General features: G+C 41.4%; 13 protein-coding genes. 6 read left to right on the top strand and 7 right to left on the bottom strand.

Features of this window, described 5'->3' with window-relative positions; genetic code table 11:
- Window position 1: 1 nt before the first annotated feature.
- The 4 genes from rfbB to G3567_RS09580 are packed head-to-tail and all read right to left on the bottom strand — an operon-like array spanning window position 2 to window position 5,124.
- Window positions 2-1,021 carry a dTDP-glucose 4,6-dehydratase gene (gene rfbB / locus G3567_RS09595; RefSeq protein WP_164005122.1) on the bottom strand — a complete coding sequence of 340 codons (1,020 nt, stop codon included), beginning with the start codon at window positions 1,019-1,021 and terminating at the stop codon, window positions 2-4.
- Window positions 1,022-1,024: 3 nt separating this feature from the next.
- Window positions 1,025-2,728 (bottom strand): DUF6909 family protein, encoded by a 1,704-nt coding sequence (locus tag G3567_RS09590; RefSeq protein WP_164005121.1) that lies wholly within the window; start codon window positions 2,726-2,728, stop codon window positions 1,025-1,027.
- Between the two features lie 14 nt (window positions 2,729-2,742).
- Window positions 2,743-4,242, bottom strand: a complete 1,500-nt coding sequence (locus G3567_RS09585) for a GH3 auxin-responsive promoter family protein (RefSeq protein WP_164005120.1) — start codon at window positions 4,240-4,242, stop codon at window positions 2,743-2,745.
- A gap of 9 nt (window positions 4,243-4,251) precedes the next feature.
- On the bottom strand, window positions 4,252-5,124 hold the full coding sequence (locus G3567_RS09580) for a M23 family metallopeptidase (RefSeq protein WP_164005119.1): 873 nt from the start codon (window positions 5,122-5,124) through the stop codon (window positions 4,252-4,254).
- A 108-nt stretch (window positions 5,125-5,232) separates the two neighbouring features.
- Here G3567_RS09580 and G3567_RS09575 point away from each other — a divergent pair, with 108 nt between their 5' ends.
- Window positions 5,233-5,433 (top strand): Sec-independent protein translocase subunit TatA/TatB, encoded by a 201-nt coding sequence (locus G3567_RS09575; protein WP_164005118.1) that lies wholly within the window; start codon window positions 5,233-5,235, stop codon window positions 5,431-5,433.
- Between the two features lie 31 nt (window positions 5,434-5,464).
- Here the strand turns inward: G3567_RS09575 and G3567_RS09570 are convergent, their stop codons facing one another.
- Window positions 5,465-6,241 carry a UDP-2,3-diacylglucosamine diphosphatase gene (locus G3567_RS09570; protein ID WP_164005117.1) on the bottom strand — a complete coding sequence of 259 codons (777 nt, stop codon included), beginning with the start codon at window positions 6,239-6,241 and terminating at the stop codon, window positions 5,465-5,467.
- Between the two features lie 170 nt (window positions 6,242-6,411).
- Here G3567_RS09570 and G3567_RS09565 point away from each other — a divergent pair, with 170 nt between their 5' ends.
- From G3567_RS09565 to G3567_RS09550, 4 genes are all read left to right on the top strand, one after another.
- On the top strand, window positions 6,412-7,098 hold the full coding sequence (locus G3567_RS09565; protein WP_164005116.1) for a head GIN domain-containing protein: 687 nt from the start codon (window positions 6,412-6,414) through the stop codon (window positions 7,096-7,098).
- A gap of 15 nt (window positions 7,099-7,113) precedes the next feature.
- On the top strand, window positions 7,114-8,115 hold the full coding sequence (locus G3567_RS09560) for a ligase-associated DNA damage response exonuclease (RefSeq protein ID WP_164005115.1): 1,002 nt from the start codon (window positions 7,114-7,116) through the stop codon (window positions 8,113-8,115).
- A 90-nt stretch (window positions 8,116-8,205) separates the two neighbouring features.
- A complete protein-coding gene (locus tag G3567_RS09555; protein ID WP_164005114.1) occupies window positions 8,206-9,108 on the top strand; it encodes an ABC transporter ATP-binding protein in 903 nt (300 codons plus the stop codon).
- Between the two features lie 5 nt (window positions 9,109-9,113).
- Complete coding sequence (locus tag G3567_RS09550) at window positions 9,114-12,785, top strand: ABC transporter permease/M1 family aminopeptidase (RefSeq protein WP_164005113.1); 3,672 nt, start codon at window positions 9,114-9,116, stop codon at window positions 12,783-12,785.
- A 159-nt stretch (window positions 12,786-12,944) separates the two neighbouring features.
- Here G3567_RS09550 and G3567_RS09545 read toward each other — a convergent pair whose 3' ends face one another.
- Together G3567_RS09545 and G3567_RS09540 are read right to left on the bottom strand one after the other, a co-directional pair.
- Window positions 12,945-13,145, bottom strand: a complete 201-nt coding sequence (locus G3567_RS09545; RefSeq protein WP_093368917.1) for a hypothetical protein — start codon at window positions 13,143-13,145, stop codon at window positions 12,945-12,947.
- 5 nt (window positions 13,146-13,150) lie between these two features.
- Window positions 13,151-13,723 carry a MarC family protein gene (locus G3567_RS09540; protein ID WP_164005112.1) on the bottom strand — a complete coding sequence of 191 codons (573 nt, stop codon included), beginning with the start codon at window positions 13,721-13,723 and terminating at the stop codon, window positions 13,151-13,153.
- 167 nt (window positions 13,724-13,890) lie between these two features.
- Here G3567_RS09540 and G3567_RS09535 point away from each other — a divergent pair, with 167 nt between their 5' ends.
- Window positions 13,891-14,460: a DUF3109 family protein gene (locus G3567_RS09535; RefSeq protein ID WP_164005111.1), complete on the top strand. Its 570-nt coding sequence runs from the start codon at window positions 13,891-13,893 to the stop codon at window positions 14,458-14,460.
- The last annotated feature ends 9 nt before the right edge of the window (window positions 14,461-14,469 follow it).

The following is a 14,469-nucleotide window of genomic DNA, read 5'->3' as shown; positions in this document are numbered from 1 at the left end:
CTTATGAATTCTGAAGTTGGTTATATTTTTCAAGATACCAGTTTACGGTTTTCAGGATGCCCGTTTCGAAGGTCTCCTCTGCTTCCCAGCCTAATTCTGTTTCGATTTTGGTCGCATCTATCGCATAGCGAAAATCATGACCGGGCCTGTCGGTCACGTAATTGATCAAGTCTTGATGAGGCGCCTGTTCCGGTTTCAGCTCATCTAATAATTCACAGATTCTGACAGCGATGTAAATGTTTTGTCGCTCGTTTTTACCTCCGATATTATAGGTTTCCCCAGGCCTTCCGGAATGTATAGCTTTATGTATTCCTTTACAGTGATCGTCCACATACAACCAGTCTCTCACGTTTTTGCCATCCCCGTAAATGGGAATGGGCTGCTTTTGAATTGCCTTCCGAATAATGGTAGGAATCAGCTTTTCATCGTGCTGATGAGGACCATAGTTATTGGAACAGTTGGTGGTTATAACCGGAAAACCATAGGTATGAAAATAACTTCTGGCAATCATATCGGAAGAGGCTTTTGAAGCGCTGTACGGACTGTTTGGGGCGTATGGAGTTTCCTCCGTAAATAAGCTTTCATCATTTTCCAAGGTCCCATAAACTTCGTCGGTGGATACATGGAGGAATCTAGAATTTTCGAATCCGGTTCTGAATTTGAACGGGGATTCCATCCAAAGCAGGTAGGCCTGATGCAGTAAATTGAAAGTTCCGGTAATGTTTGTTTTTATAAAGGCGTCGGGGTTGGTAATCGAATTATCGACATGCGATTCGGCTGCAAAATGAATGACCTTTTCAAACTGATAGGTTGAAAATAAATCTCCTAGTAACTCAATATCACAAATATCTCCTTCAACAAAGCTGTAATTTGCATGCTCTGACACTTCCAGGTTATCCAAATTTCCTGCATAGGTCAGCTTATCCAGATTGACAAAATGGTACTGGTTTTCTGGAACGTAAAGGTTTAGAAAATTAGACCCGATGAATCCAGCTCCGCCTGTGACAAGGATATTTTTCATGGTTTAAGCGTTTTGGTTTCGAACGGCATTGCTGAAAATTTGTTCCAGTATTTTTTCGGTAATGAGGTAAGTCGGTTTTACGCCTGCAGTTCCAAGCCCTCCCGAAGCGAGTGTACTCCCGGTTTCTAAGGGATTATCACTGGCGTAATAGGCATATCTTAATTTAACTTCAGGAGAAATATTACCTCTCAACTTGGCGGCAGCCTGTATAGCTTTTTGGTAGTGGGCTCCTTCCATTTCAAGACCGATGACATTCCAGGTGGAATCGTGGAAAAACTTCAGCAGATCTCTATTCTGAAGTGAGGTTCCTAACACGGTAACCATAGACCCATCGTACACCCGTAAACCTTGGTTTTCAAAATCAGATTTTTTTAACTCATTATGAAAGGGATAGTTATCTGCCGTTCCTTCAAATAAATGAGCATCCGGAATCATCAAATCTCCTTTTCCACCTTCTAAGATTCCTGCTTTTCCCATGATGGAAATAGAATCGACGTTGGTATAGACCAGATTTTCCCCTTCCTTAAAAGGTTTGAGAAGTTCATCCATAGTTTCATAAGCCTGTTCTCCAAAGGCATAGTCCATCACGATAATCACAGGCGCATCTTCTTTTCCCTGGAGACTGCTATCGCCCTTGTAGTGGCTTAATTTTGCAAGATCGAAGATCTGAACGTCAATATTGGTTCCGCTTGTATCATCCAGAACAATCATTCCTTCTTCTTTGGCTTTTTTGATAACCGTTTGCCTTAAGTCTTCGTTTTGGGCACTGCTCAGCTTTTCATAAACCTGAAAGTTGCTTTTTTCTTTGAGTAGGTCTTTAAGGGCGATCGGCGAGAAAAGTGTATTCATCACAGAATGCATATTGGCACTGATGATGTGTAGCTTTCTGTTTAACAGCCCATGCTCATGTAAAGTTTTTTTAATGTTATTCGCCCACACTTCTCCATGGATATGATGTCCAAGGCGCTCGCGCACAATCGGACTAAAGGTAATGGCGCGTTTTTCACCATGAATCACTTCACGAATGGCCAGTTTGCCCAGACTATGAATAAGATAGAGGAATTTATGGGGATTATTCGGGGTCGCAAACCTGTCATAAACCTGATTGATTTCTGCAAAAGTTCTCCCCAGTATATTCGCGGTATGCGTGATCGCAATTTCCTTTTCTTTTTGATTTAATTCTCCGTCCTTTAGAACTGCTGCGGTTAGTTTTTCCCAGTCTCTCGAAGTCTGACCTGCTTCGTTAATCACCACATTCTGCATGATTTTATGAGACTCAATAAACATAAATGTAAGATGCGTGAGGATATCATAGATTTCCGATCTTCCACGCGTAATCTCAATATTCATTTGTTCCTCATCTATCCTGTAACAGTTTCTTCTCCGCTTTGGAGGAATGATGGCTTTGAAATGCGAATTGGAATAGCCTTCATCACTGGTCAGGTTGATGAAGCTGCATTCTTCAATGCCTTCCGGAAGCCTTTCGATAATATACTGAAGTCCGCTAAGCTCAACCTTAGACTCTGCTATCGTGCCATAAATTTCTGGTCGAAGCGTTAGTAGCGCTTCTCGCAGGGTTTCCCCTGAAACTCCCATCGGTTTATAAAACCCTCTTATAAAAAGATGGCGCATGGTGATGTACATGCGTTCGATTGCATTGGTGCTTTCCTGTGCTCTATTTCGGCCTATATTTAAAGGTTCTGTCATATTATTCCTGTGTTTTAATTACTCTTAATCTGTTTTTCTAATTCGTCTGCGATTTTCCTGTCGTTGGATAATCTGGGAACTTTGTTTTGCCCCCCAAGTTTGCCTACCGATTTCATATAATTTTGAAATCCGTTTTTAGGAACTTCTGTAATCACGAGGGTTTTCAACATATTCCCTTTTTTCAGGTCTTTATAATAGCTGTTTTGCTCCTGAAGTAAATTATCTATTCTTCGGGCAAAGGCCTTATAATCCTTAGGCGTTTTTTCAAATTCAATAAACCACTCATGGTAAGGTAATCCTTCTTCCGGATTGATTTGGGGAGCTACCGTAAATTCATTGATCTGAACGTCAAATTCTTCTGACGCTGTGATGATAGACTGCTCTACTTCCTGGGCAATCACATGTTCCCCAAAGGCTGAAGTAAAGTGCTTAATCCTTCCCGATACCTTGAGTCGGTAAGGCCTGGTGCTGGTAAACATAACTGTATCTCCAACATTGTAACGCCATAAACCCGCATTTGTGGAAACCAGCATCACATAATTGACCCCTGCCTCCACCTCTCCAATCGTATGAATTTTTGGGCGTTCATCAAAAAACTCATCGGCTTTTATAAACTCATAGAACATACCGGAATCCAGTTGCAAAAGCATTCCGTCCTCCTTTTGAGAATCCTGAAAAGCAAAAAACCCTTCTGAAGCCGGGTAAAGTTCAATACTGTCTACAGAACCTCCAATTAAATTTTCAAATTTGGAGCGGTAAGGTTCGTAGTTGACTCCCCCGTAAATGAACAGCTGCAAATTTGGAAACATTTCAGAAATGGTCTTGCCTGTTTTCTGGTGTAATTTTTCAAAATAAGTCTGTACCCAGGACGGAATCCCGCTTATGATGGTCATGTCCTGATCGTAGGTTTCTTCCACAATGCTTTTTATCTTTTGATCCCAGTCCTCCAAAGCATTGGTTTCCCAGCTTGGCAGTCTGTTTTTCTGAAGATAATTTGGTACAAAGTGCGCTACAATTCCGGAAAGTCTGCCAAAATGAATTCCATTTTTCTCTTCCAGCTCCGGACTGCCCTGTAAAAAAATCATTTTACCATCTACGAAACTGGAATGACCTGTTTCTGCAATGTATTTGAGAATGGCATTTCTGGCGGCATTGGTATGGTTGGGCAATGAGTCTTTGGTAAGTGGAATAAACTTTGAGCCGCTAGTAGTTCCTGAGGTTTTAGCAAAATACAAAGGTTTCCCAGGCCATAATACATCTTTTTCACCACCCACAACCCTATCGATATAGGGCTTTAACTCCTCATAATCCTGAATGGGAACCTTATCAAAAAAATTGGTATATTCTTTAATCGCATCAAACTGATGATCTTTACCAAACTTGGTCTTTCGCCCTTCCTGAATTAGCATGCTGAAGACCTTCAACTGGGTCTCCACGGGACGGGAAGACCAGCCTTCAATTTGATGTGAAATGTATTTCGCAAATAGTTTTGCTGCAAAGGACTTTAATGACATAGGTACTTGTTATTCAAAATTTATGTAATCTGAAGGATTTACGGGATATCCATCAACCCAAAGCTCAAAATGTAAATGTGGCCCATAGGAAAATTCGCCTGTATCCCCCACTACGGCGATGGCTTCTCCCGCAGTTACCAAATCTCCCTGGTTTTTCAACAAGGTGGCATTGTGTTTATACACCGAAATCAATCCGAAATTATGCTCTATAATAATCACATAACCCGTTTCTGCGGTCCATTCTGCAAAGATCACGACACCGTCCAGTGTTGCTTTTACGGGCTCATTCTTTTCTGTGACCACATCCACAGCGTAGTGCCTTTCTTCAGCATTATAAACCTCTGTGATGCGACCGGACACCGGAGGAAACAGGGTGAAGTTGGTGTTGAAGGTTGCTTTCTCTATCAGGTTATACTTGTCTTCCTGCTCAACTTTGGCGCGTAGAATAGAATCTTGCTGTGAAGCCGACAAATTAACGGTATCGGCATCTACAGGCTTGGAATCTTCCAGGGTATACACCTGTTTCATATCCAGAGAATCTACTTTCCCAATCAGCATGTTACGTATAGACCGGAAGTAGGCTGAGTTTTTATTCACTACCGTAGTGAGTGAGTCTACGGTGAGGGTAAGCCGGGTGGCTTTATTCTTCAAGGCAGTGGATGAGTAACCCGGAATGTACTCTCTTATGGGCGTAAAAGCGATTAAAAGCGCGGTTCCTGAAACCAGTAACAGGGCAGAAATCGCCGTTAAAATAATCACGTTGAGCTTTGAAAGCTGGAAAGATAACCTTTCCTCAAAGGTATCTTCATTCAAGATCACCAAGCGGTACTTATGAAGCAGCTTCTGCTTAATTTTTCGCTTATCTTTTTTCGGTAATTTCATAGAATTATAACTCTTACAAAGATAGAATAAAGTTAATTTATGTAGGTTTTAGATTCATAAACCTTTGATTTCGTTTTTTATCACTAATTTTGTACCAAATTTAAAGTTATGAATGCACTTAATGTAATAATGGGAATGGTAGGTCCATGGCAATGGGTTATCATTGGTATTGCGATTCTTCTGTTATTTGGTGGAAAGAAGATACCAGAATTGATGAGAGGTTTGGGTAGTGGTATCAAAGAATTTAAAGATGCCTCCAAAGAAGATGAAACCAGCGAGACTAAAAACGAATCTAAGTCTATCAAATAAATTTTAGACAAACCTATAAATGAATCCCTGTTTACGTTGTATCCAGGGATTTTTTGTTGAATTTCTCCAGGGAGAACTGTTCTCCATCAAAGACTCCAAAGGTGTAATGAGCGATCCAGTCGCCCAGGTTTATGTATTTGGAGTGGAGTCCCACCTCGATTTCCATCGGCAGATGCCGGTGTCCGAAAATAAAATAATCGTAATGTGCGGTTTCCAGCTTCCGCCTGGCATACTGGGCAAGCCATTCGTTTTCCTCCCCCAAAAACTTAGCATCCTCATCTCCGGAAATCAGTTTGTTTTTCACAGAAAGATGCCTGGCCAACCTCACTCCAAGATCCGGATGCAGCCATCTAAAAAGCCATTTGAAAACAGGATGAACTAAGGCTTTTTTCATGCGCTTATAGCCCTTATCTCCGGGACCCAGTCCGTCGCCATGGCCTAAAAAAAATTGCTTGGAATTGATTTCAAAAACCTGTGGCTCATGAAATACGGGGATGTTGAGTTCTTCCTTGAAATAGTCCTTCATCCACAAATCGTGATTCCCAACAAAATAGTAGATCTCGATTCCGGAGTCTTTTAGTTCTGCCAGTTTGCCTAAGGTTCTTACAAAACCTTTGGGAACAACTTCACGGTATTCAAACCAAAAATCGAAAAGGTCTCCGAGAAGAAAAATGGCATGGGCATCTGCTTTGATAGCATCCAGCCAGGAAATAAACACCTTCTCCCGTTTTAAGCTTTCAGAATGCGTTGGTGCTCCTAAATGATTATCACTGGAAAAGTAAATCTTTTTGCCTTCTGGAAGTTTCATGCCTTATTAATCTGGCCCAAATATACTGAAAGCTAAAAAATAAATGCGCCTGCCCCGATTTCTGCATTTGAGCTTTAAAATGCTAAAGCAGACTTTAACTTTTGGCTAAAATTTAATGCAGGCTCATGAGATAATCCAGTATTTTTGAGTTCCAACCAAATTCAGAACCCATGAGATTCAAACTTAATTGTATTATCTGCCTGTTATTATTAGTCACCACTTCAGCGGTGGCTCAGGTTAAAACCCTTATCCCAGGGAAAGATTTTTCTTCCATTAAAGTCTCTACAGGTCTTTTTGTGGAAATTGTAACCAACGCAGAAGAGGACAAAATTGAAGTTAGAGGATCCGGACGTGATGAAGTCTCTATCGAAATCGAAGGAGACGAATTACAGCTTAGCCTGCCTGTAGGTCAAATTTTTTCGGAAACTGAAATTCTGGTCACGGTCTATACCAATGAAATTGTAGAGCTTAAAGTAAGAAGTGGTTCTGAAGTAGAATTTATGACACCGGTTACTCAGGAAAATCTTAAGCTTATTGCTTCAGAAGGCAGCTATATCGGTGGTGAATTGCAAGTTGATTATCTAAGCCTAAGAGCTGTTACCGGAGCAAGTCTTAGTTTGATTGGCTCCGCCAAAACCATGACCATAGAAATGAAAACCGGAGCTTCTTTTGACGGTGAAGAACTGAAAACGGAAACCACAGACATAAGCCTTAGTTTTGGAGGAGAAGCTAGTGTGTTCGTTACTGAAACCTGTAATGCACGTGTAAATGCCGGTGGAACTATACTGATTTATGGCCATCCTGAAACCCTAAGTCAAAATGTGAAATTAGGTGGTGAAATAAAAGTTTTAGATTAAAACAATCTCAATTGCATGAAAGAACCTTTATTAGCCTTCAATCCAAATGGAATTTACTGCGCTGCCGCAGATGTCTACCTGGATCCGTGGCGAAAGGTGGACAAAGCCATCATTTCTCATGGACATGCCGATCATTCGCGCTGGGGAAACAAAAAATACATCACGCATCACGACAATATTCCCATCATGAAGCACAGGCTGGGAGAGATTGATGTGGAGGGAAAAGCTTACGGCGAAACCTTTACCATCAACAATGTCAAATTCAGTCTGCATCCTGCAGGGCATGTTATAGGAAGTTCACAAATTCGCGTGGAACATAAAGGTGAGGTTTGGGTCTTTTCCGGTGATTATAAAGATGAAGCTGACGGTGTTTGTTCACCCTTTGAACCTGTACAATGCGATACCTTTATTACGGAATGCACCTTTGGTTTGCCTGCTTTTAAGTGGAAGCCTCAGGCTGAAGTGATGAAGGACATCAACCAGTGGTGGAGAGAAAATAAAGCGGAAGGAAGAACTTCTGTATTATTTGGTTATTCTCTCGGAAAAGCGCAGCGACTGTTGAAACACCTCAATCCGGAGATCGGAAAAATCTACACCCATGGGGCTATTGAAAATATGACCGACGTTTTACGAGACATGGTCGATTTCCCTGAAACCCTTCGCGTTACCCGGGAAACCACCAAGAAAGAACTGAACGGGAATCTGGTGCTTGCCCCGCCCAGCGCCCATGGAGGAACCTGGATACGCAAAATGGTGCCATACGTCACCGCTTCAGCCAGTGGCTGGATGACCTTCCGGGGCGCTCGACGCCGACGAGCCATCGATAAAGGTTTTGTGATGAGCGACCACTGCGACTGGGATGGCTTGCTCAACAGCATCAAAGCTACGGGTTGCGAAAAAGTGATTTGCACCCATGGTTACACCGATATTTTCTCAAAATACCTGCGCGAAATTGGCTACGATGCCAGAACCCAGGACACGCAATACGAAGGGGAGTCCGTAGACTCAGATTTATAGTTTATGAGGAGGTATACGTTTTGATTTTGTAACATTTCTTTGAAATTATTACAAATAGGCAGTAGTCTCCCAAAATCAAAACCATATCTCATGAATAAGCTTCAATTGCGCAACGTTTCCAAAACTTATAAAAATGGTGTAAAAGCCCTGGATGAGGTCTCCATAGAAATCAACTCTGGGATGTTTGGTCTGCTGGGTCCCAATGGTGCCGGAAAATCCACTTTAATGCGAACCATCGCGACCTTACAGCAACCTGATCGTGGAGAAATCTTTCTGGATGACATAGATGTTCTGAATCAAAAGATGGAACTCAGAAAAGTATTGGGCTATTTACCCCAGTCCTTTGGAGTCTATCCAAAACTATCAGCTGAAAAACTGCTTCATTATTTTGCGGAATTGAAAGGGCTTTCGAGCAAAGCAGAGCGTAAAAGAATGGTGGATTATGCTCTGGAAATTACCAACCTGTATGAGGTAAGAACAAAGCATGTGGCAGGTTATTCCGGGGGGATGAAACAAAGGTTTGGGATAGCACAGTTACTGCTCAACAACCCAAAACTGATTATCGTAGATGAACCTACCGCTGGTCTGGATCCTGCAGAGCGTCATCGTTTTCTGAATGTGCTGAGAGAAATTGGCACCAACCACATCGTGATTTTATCGACCCACATTGTGGACGACGTCAAAGAATTATGTACCGATATGGCTATACTGAATGGCGGAAAATTACTCTGTCATAAAAAACCTATAGATGCCGTTCTGGATCTGGAGAATAAAATCTGGGGGCTCACCATAGACCGCGAAGATATTGAGAAGTATGAAACCGGTTTCAATCTGATTTCGTCAAACTATAATCAAGATAACTCTCTGAATATACGAGTTTACGACGAAGCTAAGCCCGGCGAAGAATTTGTAAAGGTACATCCGGACTTAAGCGATGTGTACTTTGTTCACTTGAAAGCAGACGAAACGGAAGCCATTAACTCTCAAACTTAAGTCCTATGTTTTCAAAAATCTTCACGTTTGAGATCAAATCCTGGTTAAGAACTCCTATCACCTATATCTACGCCGTGATCATGTTTGCCTTTGCATTGATAACGATGGCAAGCGCCGGCGGACTCTTTGATAATTTTACGGTCACAACCACCTCTCCAACCTATCAAAATACAGCATTGGCGCTTAACGACCTGATCAATGGGTTATCCGTCTTTATATACTTTTTATTACCCTCTATTATTGGTGCCTCCATCAGCAAAGACTTTAAGTATGAGATGCACCAGGTCCTGTATGCCTACCCTATTACAAAATCTGGTTATTTATTCGGGAAGTTTCTCAGCGCTTTGTGTATCGTCATCGGCATCATCATTTTTATCTGCTTAGGCATCTTTCTGGGAACTGTTTTCCCGGGAACTAATCCTGAACTTTTTACCGACTTTGATCTTTGGAATTACATACAGCCCCTATTGATTTTTGTAATACCGAATATGCTTCTGTATGGTGCTGTAGTCTTTGCGGTAGTTACTTTTTCCAGAAACATCTTTATCGGGTTTATCAGTGTCCTGGCTTTGATTATCATCCAAAGTTTTGCTCAAAGTCTGGCTGGAGATATCGACAATAAAACCCTTGCGGCGCTTATCGATCCCTTGGGGTCACAGGCTTTGAGTTTTGAAACTGAATACTGGACTGTTTTTGACAGAAATACTAATCATCTGCCCTTCCAGGGATATATCATTTACAACCGCTTGCTATGGGCAGCCATCAGTATTTTGATTTTCGCTTTAGTATTCTTTAAATTCAAATTCAATCAGCAGGCCATTCAGCTTAGGTTATTCAAAAGAAAAGCTGAGCGGGTTGTCAAAAGAAATTTTGGAAGCCTTATTCGAATCAAACTGCCTGAAGCCACTAAGGCCTACACTTTCAAGCACTGGTTGAAAATCGCTTTGAAGCACAGCCGTTTTGAAGCCCGATACATTTTCAAAAACTGGGTGTTCATCTCTTTCGCTTTGGTAACCCTCATAATCACGCTTATAACGCTTGCTGTTCGAAATCCTATTTACGGCACCTCTACCTACCCGGTTACACGGGAAATGATGCAAAACGCATCCGGAACCGTAAGCGGTTTCATGATCATCATCACATTTTTGATTGTAGGGATGTTAATGAACAGGGCACAGGGGGCTCATATGAAACAGCTCGTAGATGTCACGACTTTCCCCAACTGGTCGTTTCTCCTCTCCAAGTTCATCGCTGTCTTTAAAATGCAGGCTTCTTTTTACATCCTGGCTCTGATTTTAGCCGTGGGGGTTCAGGTGTATAATGGATACTATAAGCTTAAATTAGACCTGTATTTGTTTGACTTCTTCGCTGTTGATTATTTAAGAGTGCTGGCCTGGACTGTCATGGCGTTCTTTTTCCACACCCTCATCAAAAATCATATTGTTGGATTTGTTTCTTTACTTGCCTTTCTTATTTTGCTTTCCTTTTTCCCACAATTTGGCATCGAGCAGAGCATTTTTAGGTTCAACGCCGGCGGAGGCGCCACTTATTCTGATATGGCAGGTTACGGTCCCGGACTAAAAGTGTTTTACATCTACAGGATCTATTGGTTTGCTCTGGCAACTGTCCTGTTTATTCTGGCGATTTTATTTTACAGAAGGGGTGTTTCCTATTCGGCAAAGCAACGTATAAAACGCGCACAGGAAAAAATGAACCCTGTATATGCATCGGTCATAGGGATATGCATGGTTATTTTTATAAGCATGGGGTCATGGATTTACTATAACGACAATATCCTAAACGATCGTTATTCTGGAAATGAAAGAGAACAACTTCGCGTGGATTATGAAAACACATATGCGCATTTAGCTGAATTAGACCAACCCAGAATTACAAGTGTAAATATTAATTTGGATTTATTTCCTAAAACTCGTGACTTGAAGGCTAAAGGCGTTTTTATTCTGAAAAACAAAACATCGGAACCTATGGATTCTGTAGTTGTCGCTTTAAACGGGTATAAACAATCCTATGCTTTTGAAAAAAAGGGAGAAACTGTTTTAAAAGACACCCTTTACGATTTGGAGATCTATAAATTTAAGGACGCTTTGCTGCCAGGCGAGGAAGTCAGGTTCACTTTTGAAATGCAAAACAAACCCAATACCCTTTTAAATTCAAATTCTCCGGTAAGGACCAACGGAACATTTATTAATAATGGTATTTTTCCAGGTTTCGGGTATAACGAAAGTTATGAAATCCAGAACAATGAGACGCGGGAAAAGTATGGCCTTGATCCAAAAGAACGGATGAAATCCCCTTACGACTCAACAGCTTTGAAGAATACGTATATATCGGATGATGCCGACTGGATAGATTTTGAAACCACAATTTCTACCTCAAAAGATCAGATTGCGGTGGCTCCCGGCTATCTTCAGGAGGAATGGATGGAAGGAGACAGAAGGTATTTTCACTATAAAATGGATAAGAAAATATTAAATTTTTACGCCTTCAATTCCGCAGCCTATGAAGTCTATGAAGACCAGTGGAATGAGGTCGATATCCAGGTGTTCTACCATAAGCCCCACGATTACAATATTGAAAGAATGGTGAACGCAACTAAAAAAGCGCTGGACTACTATTCTGAAAATTTCAGTCCTTACCAGTTCAAACAACTGCGTATTCTTGAGTTTCCGCTCACCTCAGGCTCATTTGCGCAATCCTTTGCCAACACGGTGCCTTATTCTGAAGCGATTGGCTTTATCGCTAAAGTCGATGACAAAGACAACGAAAGTGTAGATTATCCGTTTAGTGTGACCTCTCATGAGGTAGCCCATCAGTGGTGGGCGCATCAGGTGATTGGTGCTAATGTTCGCGGTGCGACTCTCCTATCTGAAAGTATGTCTGAGTACAGTTCGCTTAAGGTCTTGGAAAAAGAATATGGTCCGCAGCAAATGCGGGTCTTCTTAAAAGATGCTTTGGATAAGTATTTGAGAAGCCGACGCTTTGAAAGTCAGAAGGAACTGCCGCTTATGCTCAATGAAAATCAACAGTACATTCACTACAACAAAGGTTCGCTTGTGCTGTATGCCATGAGTGATTATCTCGGTGAAGAAAAAATGAATGCCATTTTAGCTTCGTATATTGATGAGGTGGCCTTTCAGGAGCCACCTTACACCACCTCGGTTGAGTTTGTTGGTCTGTTGAAAGAAAACACCCCGGATTCACTGCAGTATTTGATCAAAGATATGTTCGAGACCATTACCTTATACGATAATTCTGTTTCTGAAGCAACCTATAAGGCCCTTGAAGATGGACGCTATGAAGTCACTTTCAAGGCGGATGTTCTAAAGTATCGATCTACAGAAAAAGGAGAGAAAGCGTTTACCAACAGTCTGGGTGAAAGCCTGAGTGCAGACACCGGACAGGAGGGAAAAGCTTTAGAATCCCTGCCCCTAAAAGATTATATTGAAGTGGGTGTTTTTGGAAAGAAGAAAGAATTCGAAGGTGGAATCCAGAAGGAACATGTGCTTTATCTGAAAAAACATTTGATTTCTGACATTCAAAATGAATTCACGATCATTGTCGATGAACTGCCCGTTGAAGCAGGTATTGATCCGTACAATAAGCTGATTGATACGAATTCTGGAGACAATAGAATGGAAGTGAAGCTTGAGAAATAGAGATGAGTTATGAGCCTGTAGAGTTATTGAGTAGTCTTTGATGAATTCGATTGTAGGAGTACTACATTTAAAATTCTATGTTCGATTAAGAGTATTTAGCAAAGACTGGTCAAAATTTATAATTCTATACCCGCAACTCACCACTCAAAGACTCAAAAACTACTCCTCGTACTTTTGCTTTAGCTTTCTGGATAAGAGAAGAATAAAAAGCAGGATGATGATGCACAGACATACCAGTATTCCAAGAACACCCGTGAAACTCTTTTTATCTCCTACAAGGTCATCGGGATTCACAAGAGTCCCGCTGAAAATCATAAGGCCTACTGCCGAAAGCATGAGGAAATAAATAAAATATTTCATAATCTTTAATTGAATAAACTCTGAATATTTGTGGTGAACAATTTCACCGCAATGGCTAACAAAATTACACCAAATATCTTCCGTATCACAGAAATTCCCTGTTTTCCGAAAAGTTTTTCAATCTTTTTAGAAGACTTTAAGACTGCATAAACGACAATCACATTCAGAATAATCGCCACAATAATATTGGGGGTGTCAAATTCAGACTTCAGGGATAAAATGGAGGTCATGGTCCCTGCACCGGCGATAAGCGGAAAAGCGAGTGGTACAATAGCGGCCGTTTCCGGAACATCATCTTTATAAAGCTGAATGCCCAGGATCATTTCAATGGCTAAAAAGAAAATAATAAAGGCCCCTGCAACTGCAAAGGAATTCACATCTATCCCAATGAGGTTAAGGATAGTTTCGCCTACAAACAGAAAAGCAATCATTAAAATACAGGCCACTATGGAGGCTTTTTCACTTTGGATATGGCCCACTTTTTTTCGTAAGTCAACAATGATGGGAATACTCCCTACAATGTCAATGACTGCAAAAAGAATCATTCCGGCCGTAAAAATCTGCTTAAAATCGAACATAATATCAGTCTTAAATCGTTTGCAAAAGTAGTTCTGCTTCATCGATTTACCAGCGAATAAAAAGCGGCGCATATCAAATTTATGTTAAATTAAACTTTCAAAATTCAGGAGATTGAAATGCGCCGGGTTTCTGTTTTCACACTTTATATTTCGCTAACTTTGCGCTCATGATTAAAATTGACAAAACCCTGATTTCTGAATCCATCATCGATACAGAATTTGCCTGCAATCTTTCGGCTTGCAAAGGAGAATGTTGCGTCGCAGGCGATGCCGGAGCTCCCCTGGATGACCATGAACTCGAAATCTTAAAAACGATTTACCCCAAAGTAAAACCGTACCTGCGTCCGGAAGGCATACAGGCCATAGAGGCGCAGGGCACTCACATTCTCTCGCATTTTAATGAGCCTGAGACCCCTCTGGTCGAAGGAAAAGAATGTGCTTACGTCAACTTTACTGAAAATGGAACAGCCCTCTGCGGCATTGAATCTGCTTACCGCGCAGGAGACATCGACTTCAAAAAACCGGTGTCCTGTGAACTCTACCCCATTCGGGTTCAAAAGCTTTCAGAATTACAGGCGGTGAATTACGACCGCTGGGACATTTGCAGCGATGCCTGCGACTTGGGCAAGACTCTTGAAATGCCAGTGTATAAATTCACCAAAAACGCACTGATTCGAAAATTTGGAGAAGACTGGTACTCAGAACTGGAGCAGAGAGCAAACGAAATAAATTCTTAGCACTTCTCA

Origin of the sequence: Psychroflexus aurantiacus, assembly GCF_010820555.1 — a bacterium.
GTDB lineage: Bacteria > Bacteroidota > Bacteroidia > Flavobacteriales > Flavobacteriaceae > Psychroflexus > Psychroflexus aurantiacus.
The sequence above is the reverse complement of the archived record's forward strand: the minus strand, read 5'-3'. Positions and strand labels throughout refer to the sequence as shown.

What these genes read in the sequence shown, in the direction of transcription:
- rfbB (WP_164005122.1), bottom strand. Translation starts at nt 1,021, where the DNA reads ATGAAAAATATCCTTGTCACAGGCGGAGCTGGATTCATCGGGTCTAAT.
- G3567_RS09590 (WP_164005121.1), bottom strand. Translation starts at nt 2,728, where the DNA reads ATGACAGAACCTTTAAATATAGGCCGAAATAGAGCACAGGAAAGCACC.
- G3567_RS09585 (WP_164005120.1), bottom strand. Translation starts at nt 4,242, where the DNA reads ATGTCATTAAAGTCCTTTGCAGCAAAACTATTTGCGAAATACATTTCA.
- G3567_RS09580 (WP_164005119.1), bottom strand. Translation starts at nt 5,124, where the DNA reads ATGAAATTACCGAAAAAAGATAAGCGAAAAATTAAGCAGAAGCTGCTT.
- G3567_RS09575 (WP_164005118.1), top strand. Translation starts at nt 5,233, where the DNA reads ATGAATGCACTTAATGTAATAATGGGAATGGTAGGTCCATGGCAATGG.
- G3567_RS09570 (WP_164005117.1), bottom strand. Translation starts at nt 6,241, where the DNA reads ATGAAACTTCCAGAAGGCAAAAAGATTTACTTTTCCAGTGATAATCAT.
- G3567_RS09565 (WP_164005116.1), top strand. Translation starts at nt 6,412, where the DNA reads ATGAGATTCAAACTTAATTGTATTATCTGCCTGTTATTATTAGTCACC.
- G3567_RS09560 (WP_164005115.1), top strand. Translation starts at nt 7,114, where the DNA reads ATGAAAGAACCTTTATTAGCCTTCAATCCAAATGGAATTTACTGCGCT.
- G3567_RS09555 (WP_164005114.1), top strand. Translation starts at nt 8,206, where the DNA reads ATGAATAAGCTTCAATTGCGCAACGTTTCCAAAACTTATAAAAATGGT.
- G3567_RS09550 (WP_164005113.1), top strand. Translation starts at nt 9,114, where the DNA reads ATGTTTTCAAAAATCTTCACGTTTGAGATCAAATCCTGGTTAAGAACT.
- G3567_RS09545 (WP_093368917.1), bottom strand. Translation starts at nt 13,145, where the DNA reads ATGAAATATTTTATTTATTTCCTCATGCTTTCGGCAGTAGGCCTTATG.
- G3567_RS09540 (WP_164005112.1), bottom strand. Translation starts at nt 13,723, where the DNA reads ATGTTCGATTTTAAGCAGATTTTTACGGCCGGAATGATTCTTTTTGCA.
- G3567_RS09535 (WP_164005111.1), top strand. Translation starts at nt 13,891, where the DNA reads ATGATTAAAATTGACAAAACCCTGATTTCTGAATCCATCATCGATACA.